Raw genomic sequence first — 6,055 nt, forward strand, 5'->3', positions numbered from 1 at the left:
CAGTGGCTCAGTGGCTCAGTGGCTCAGTGGCTCAGTGAACGGAGTGCTCCTCCTGGGGGAACGTTCCGCCGACCACGTCCTCGGCGAAGGCCTTCGCCGCGTTCCCCATGACCTCCCGCAGGTTCGCGTACTGCTTCACGAACTTCGGCACGCGCCCGCCGGTCAGACCCAGCATGTCGGTCCACACCAGCACCTGCGCGTCCGTCTCCGGGCCCGCCCCGATCCCCACGGTCGGGATGTGCAGCACGCGCGTCACCTCGGCCGCGAGCTCGGCGGGCACCAGTTCCAGGACCACGGCGAACGCGCCCGCGTCCTGCACGGCCTTGGCGTCCCGCAGCAGCTGCTGGGCCGCCTCCTCGCCCCGCCCCTGCACGCGGTAGCCCATCGCGTTGACGGACTGCGGGGTCAGCCCGATGTGGGCCATCACCGGGATGCCGGACTCGACGAGCAGCCGGATCTGCTCGTGCGAGCGCTCGCCCCCTTCCAGCTTCACGGCCTGGACACCGGCCTCCTTCACCAGCCGGGTCGCCGAGCGCAGCGCCTGCACCGGACCCTCCTGGTAGGAACCGAAGGGCAGGTCGCCGACGATCAGGGCGCGCGAGGTGCCCCGTACGACCGCCGCCGACAGCATGGTCATCTCGTCGAGGGTGACGGGCACGGTGGTCTCGTACCCCAGGTGGCAGTTGCCCGCCGAGTCGCCGACGAGCATGACCGGGATGCCGGCCTCGTCGAAGACGGACGCGGTCATCGCGTCGTAGGCGGTGAGCATGGGCCACTTCTCGCCGCGTTCCTTGGCGGCGGCGATGTCGCGCACGGTGATGCGGCGAGTGCCCTTGCCCCCGTACAGGGTCTTGCCGCCGTCGGAGGGCTTCGTCGCAGTCTGGGCAGCCGGAAGCTGCGTCATGGCACGGCTCCTAACACGTCATCTCGAGGCGCCCTGACGGCGTCCCCGGACCACGTCCATGGTGGCACCTCGTGCCAAGGAGGGCTAGGGGAGCCCCCGTGTGTTCCGCTCGGCCGCCATCCGCGGTCCGTAAGAGCACGGTAAAAGTATTCCAATACGAGACGGTCTCGTATCGGAAAGGGCCTAGGCTCGACCGCATGACCACACCTGCCGACGGCGCCGCCCCCACCGGCCGCCGCATACCGGAAGCGGTGCACCGGCGCCGCTGGGCGATCCTCGGCGTGCTGATGCTGAGCCTGCTGATCGTCGTCCTGGACAACTCGATCCTGAACGTCGCCATCAAGACCATCTCCACCCCGGCCCCGACCGGCCTGGGTGCCACACAGAGCGAGCTGGAGTGGGCGATCAACGCCTACACCCTGGTCTTCGCCGGTCTGCTGTTCACCGCCGGACTGCTCGGTGACCGGCTCGGCCGCAAGAAGGTGCTGCTCGGCGGCCTCGTCGTGTTCGGCATCGGCTCGGCGTTCGCCGCGTTCTCCGGCTCGCCCGGCGAGCTCATCACCTTCCGTGCCGTGATGGGCCTGGGCGCCGCGTTCGTCATGCCCGCCACCCTCGCCGTCCTCATGAACGTGTTCGAACGCGAGGAGCAGCCCAAGGCCATCGGCATCTGGGCGGGCGGCGTCGGCCTCGCCATCGCCATCGGCCCGATCACCGGCGGCGTGCTGCTCGACCACTTCTGGTGGGGCTCGGTCTTCCTCATCAACGTGCCGATCGTGCTGCTCGCGCTCGCCCTGATGCTGTGGCTGGTCCCCGACTCCCGCGACCCGAGGCCGGGCCGGCTCGACCCGGTCGGCGTGGTCCTGTCGGTCGTCGGCCTGGTGCTGCTCGTCTACGGCATCATCAAGGGCGGCCAGCTCGCCGACTTCACCGATTCCGCCGTGCTGACGACGATCGGCGCCGGTCTCGCCGTGCTCGTCGCGTTCGTGGTGTTCGAGAAGCGCAGCGCCCATCCGTCCATCGACGTCACGTACTTCGGGAACAAGGTCTTCTCGGCCGCCATCGCCGCCATCGCGCTGGTGTTCTTCGCGCTGATGGGCGTGACCTTCTTCTCCGTCTTCTACACGCAGAGCGTGCGCGGCTACTCGCCGCTTCAGACCGGTCTGCTGATGCTGCCGCTGGCCGCCGCCCAGATGATCTTCGCGCCGCGGGCCCGGCTGCTGGTCGACCGGTTCGGCAACCGGGCCACCACGACCGGGGGCCTGCTGGTCATCGCCGCGATGCTGGCCGCCTTCGCCACCCTGGACGCCGACACCCCGATCTGGATCCTGGAGGTCGTCTTCTTCCTGATGGGCACCGGCATGGCGCACATCATGACGCCCGTCAGCGTCGTCATCATGCAGGCCCTGCCCCGCGAGAAGGCCGGCTCGGCCTCCGCCCTCAGCAACACCTTCCGGCAGGTCGGCGGCGCCCTCGGCATCGCCGTCCTCGGCTCGGTCCTGTCGACGGCGTACCGCACCGGCATCGAGGACAAGCTGGGCGCGCTGCCGCCCGCCCTGCGGCACACCGCGGGCGAGTCCATCGAGGCGACCCTGGGCGTCGCGGCCAAGCTGGGTCCGCGGGGCGAGGCCCTGGTCGCCCCGGCCCACGACGCCTTCCTGCACGCGATGCACGTCACCGCCCTGTGGGGCGCGGGCGTCGCGCTGGTGGGCGCGGTCGTGGTGGCGCTGTTCCTGCCCGGCAGGCAGCGGGCCGGGCAGGCGGGCGAGGAGGAGCGGGAGTTGACGGACGCGCGGTCGTAGACCTGCTGCGAGAATCGGTCCACCCCGGTCCACCCCGGTCCACCCCCCCCGGCCCACCCCGGCCCCCAGGCCAGAAAGGACGCAACGACGTGAGCCTCGCCGAACGGCAGCCCCGGCACGACGGCCCCCCGAGGGGCCGCCCCAGAAGCGAGGCCGTCGAACGCGCCATCATCGAGGGCGTGATGAGGCTCCTGGAGGAGGGCGTCCCGCTGGCGGAGCTGTCCATCGAGCGCGTGGCCCGGACCGCCGGGGTGGGCAAGGCCACCATCTACCGCCGCTGGAGCGGCAAGGAGGAACTGTTCGTCGACGTCGTACGCGCCGCCGAACCCGCCGACCCGCCGCTGCCCGGCACGTCCATGCGCGACGACCTCGTGGTGCTGCTGGAGCAGATGCGCCGGCGCGGGCTCGCCAAGCGCTCGTCGGCGATCCTGCACAGCGTGCACGCCCAGATGAAGAGCAGCCCGAAGATCTGGGCGGCGTACCACGCCATCGTCGTCGAACCGCGCCGCCGTCTGGGCCTGGACGTCCTGCGCCGGGGCCAGGAGAACGGCGAACTGCGCACGGACGTCGACCTGGAGCTGCTGAACGACCTGTTCGTCGGCCCGCTGTTGGTGCGTTCCGTGCTGCACCCGGACGCCGACCTGCCGGAGGGCCTCGCCGAACAGGTCGTCGACACGCTGCTCGAAGGCCTGCGCCCCGCGGGTTCCCCGCCCGTCGGTTCCGGGTGAGCCCGGCCCCAGTGTGCGCGTTTCGTCACAGAGCGCGCTTTCGGGGGCCGGGGCCGGAACTCACCGGACGGACTCGAACGTCCTCGCCCCCGTACGGCCGTCGCGGGACGGCGGGAACGGAACGGATCATCCCCTAGGGTCGTAGAGACACGGGGGCGATGGTGTGCACGGCAGGTAGTGAGGCGACGGTATGGCGCAGCAGGCGTACATGACGGAGACGGACAACGGCGGCTCGGGGCCCGAGCACCGCGGAACCCGGCTTCGGCGCCTGTTCGACCGGCTGGTGAGCGGCTGGCGGGGCGATCCGAGAATCTGGCGGCGCGGACTGGTCGTGGCCGGGTGCGCGGTGCTGCTGGCGGTGGTCATGCTGCTGCACGCGCAGATCCCCAACGCCATCGGCAACCTGGGCAGCCTCATCGAGACGTTCCTGCCCTGGCTCGGGCTGTTCGTGCCGGTGCTGCTCGTGCTGGCACTGGTGCGCAGGTCGGCGACCGCGCTGATCGCGGTGCTCGCGCCGGCCCTGGTCTGGTTCAACCTGTTCGGGGGGCTGCTCAGCGACAAGACCGTCGCCGGGGGCGACCTCACCGTGGTCACGCACAACGTCAACGCCGAGAACCCGGACCCGTCGGGCACCGCCCGTGACGTGGCCGCGTCCGGCGCGGACGTGCTGGCCCTGGAGGAGCTGTCCCCGGCCGCGGTGCCGACGTACGAGAAGGCGCTGGCGTCGACCTACCGCTACCACGCGGTGGAGGGCACGGTCGGCGTGTGGAGCAAGTACCCGCTCAGCGGCGTCCGGGCCGTCGACCTCGACATGGGCTGGACGCGGGCGATGCGCGCCACCGTGACCGCGCCGGCCGGGCGGGTCGCGGTCTACGTCGCCCATCTGCCGTCCGTGCGCGTGAAGATGGAGGCCGGGTTCACGGCGAGGCAGCGCGACCGCAGCGCCGACTACCTGGGCGAGGCCATCGCGCACGAACCGCTGGAGAACGTGGTGCTGCTGGGCGATCTGAACGGCACCATGAACGACCGCGCCCTGAACGCCGTCACCTCCCAGATGCGCTCCACGCAGGGCGCGGTGGGCAGCGGCTTCGGGTTCAGCTGGCCGGCCTCGTTCCCGATGGCGCGCATCGACCAGATCATGGTCCGGGGCCTGGAGCCGCACAGTTCGTGGACCCTCCCGCAGACCGGCAGCGACCATCTGCCCGTCGCCGCCCGTGTGAGGGTCGCCACAAGCGGTTTCTGAAAACCGCAGGTCAGGGCGGTTCCGGCAGGATTCGGCAACCTCGGCTTCACCTCGTGGAATAGTGCGCCTGCGAGACTTTGTTCCGTACTTGAACATATGACGTACGGATCTCACGCAAGTCTCGAAAGGTTCTTCATGCCCCTGGCCCTGCTCGCCCTCGCCGTGGGTGCCTTCGGCATCGGCACCACCGAGTTCGTGATGATGGGGCTGCTGCCCGATGTCGCGGACGACCTGAACATCTCGATACCCAGCGCCGGCCACCTGGTGTCGGCGTACGCGCTCGGCGTCGTCATCGGCGCCCCGCTGCTGGCCGCCGTCACCGCGAAGGTGTCCCGCCGCACGGTCCTGATCGGCCTGATGGGGCTGTTCGTCGTGGGCAACGCCCTGTCGGCGCTCGCGCCCGACAACGGCTGGCTGCTGGCCGCGCGCTTCCTGAGCGGGCTGCCGCACGGCGCCTTCTTCGGCGTGGGCGCCGTCGTGGCCACGAACATGGTCGCCCCCGAACGCAAGGCGCGCTCGGTCTCCCTGATGTTCCTCGGCCTGACGGTCGCGAACGTCGCGGGCGTGCCGGTCGCGACCCTCATGGGCCAGCACCTCGGCTGGCGGGCCACCTTCCTCGGCGTCAGCGCCATCGGCCTGGCGGCGATCGCCGCGCTCGCCCTCCTCATCCCGCGCGACCACGAGCACGCCACCGCCCAGGGGCTGCGCGGCGAACTCGCCGCCCTGCGCTCCGTCCCGGTCTGGCTCTCGCTCGGCACGACCGTCGCGGGCTTCGGCGCCCTGTTCGCGGCCTACAGCTACATCACCCCGATGCTCACGGACGCGGCCGGCTACGCCGACGCCAGCGTGACCCTGCTGCTGGCGCTGTTCGGTGTCGGCGCGACCGCGGGCAACCTGCTCGGCGGCCGCCTGGCCGACCACTCCCTGCGCGGCACCCTGTTCGGCGGCCTGGTCTCGCTGGTGGCGGTCCTGGCGCTGTTCCCGCTGCTGATGCGTACGGAGGTCACCGCCGCTGTGGCGGTGACGCTCCTGGGCACGGCGGCCTTCGCCACCGGATCCCCGCTGCAGCTGATGGTCATGGAGAAGGCCTCCTCGGCCCCCTCGCTGGCCTCCTCGGCCAACCAGGCCGCCTTCAACCTGGCCAACGCCGGTGGCGCCTGGATCGGCGGCCTGGCCCTGGCCGCCGGCTTCGGAGCCACCTCCCCGGCCCTGGCCGGCGCGGCCCTGGCCGTGATCGGCCTGGGCGTCGCCGCGCTGGCCGCGGTCGTGGACCGGCGCCGGGCTCCGGTCGCCGGGCGCGAGCGGATCGTGGCCGGCCATGTCCCGCGGGAGGCCGAGGCGGTACGCCACTGACGGTTCCCGGCGAACGGCGGCGGGTGGG

Annotated in this window: 5 protein-coding genes; 4 read left to right on the top strand and 1 reads right to left on the bottom strand. The window is 71.5% G+C overall.

Annotation, left to right across the window (positions count from 1 at the left end):
• Positions 1-31: 31 nt before the first annotated feature.
• Positions 32-904, bottom strand: a complete 873-nt coding sequence (gene panB / locus RIN80_RS24015; protein ID WP_309097724.1) for a 3-methyl-2-oxobutanoate hydroxymethyltransferase — start codon at positions 902-904, stop codon at positions 32-34.
• A gap of 197 nt (positions 905-1,101) precedes the next feature.
• On the opposite strand from panB, the gene RIN80_RS24020 reads away from it, so the two are divergent.
• From RIN80_RS24020 to RIN80_RS24035, 4 genes are all read left to right on the top strand, one after another.
• Positions 1,102-2,703, top strand: coding sequence for an MFS transporter (locus RIN80_RS24020; RefSeq protein ID WP_309097725.1), 1,602 nt, complete (start codon positions 1,102-1,104; stop codon positions 2,701-2,703).
• 89 nt (positions 2,704-2,792) lie between these two features.
• Positions 2,793-3,431 (top strand): TetR/AcrR family transcriptional regulator, encoded by a 639-nt coding sequence (locus tag RIN80_RS24025; RefSeq protein WP_309097726.1) that lies wholly within the window; start codon positions 2,793-2,795, stop codon positions 3,429-3,431.
• A gap of 280 nt (positions 3,432-3,711) precedes the next feature.
• Complete coding sequence (locus RIN80_RS24030; RefSeq protein WP_375141794.1) at positions 3,712-4,674, top strand: endonuclease/exonuclease/phosphatase family protein; 963 nt, start codon at positions 3,712-3,714, stop codon at positions 4,672-4,674.
• Positions 4,675-4,809: 135 nt separating this feature from the next.
• A complete protein-coding gene (locus RIN80_RS24035) occupies positions 4,810-6,027 on the top strand; it encodes an MFS transporter (RefSeq protein ID WP_309097728.1) in 1,218 nt (405 codons plus the stop codon).
• Positions 6,028-6,055: the final 28 nt, after the last annotated feature.

The sequence above is a fragment of the Streptomyces sp. genome (assembly GCF_031181705.1).
In the GTDB taxonomy this organism is placed as follows: Bacteria; Actinomycetota; Actinomycetes; order Streptomycetales; family Streptomycetaceae; genus Streptomyces.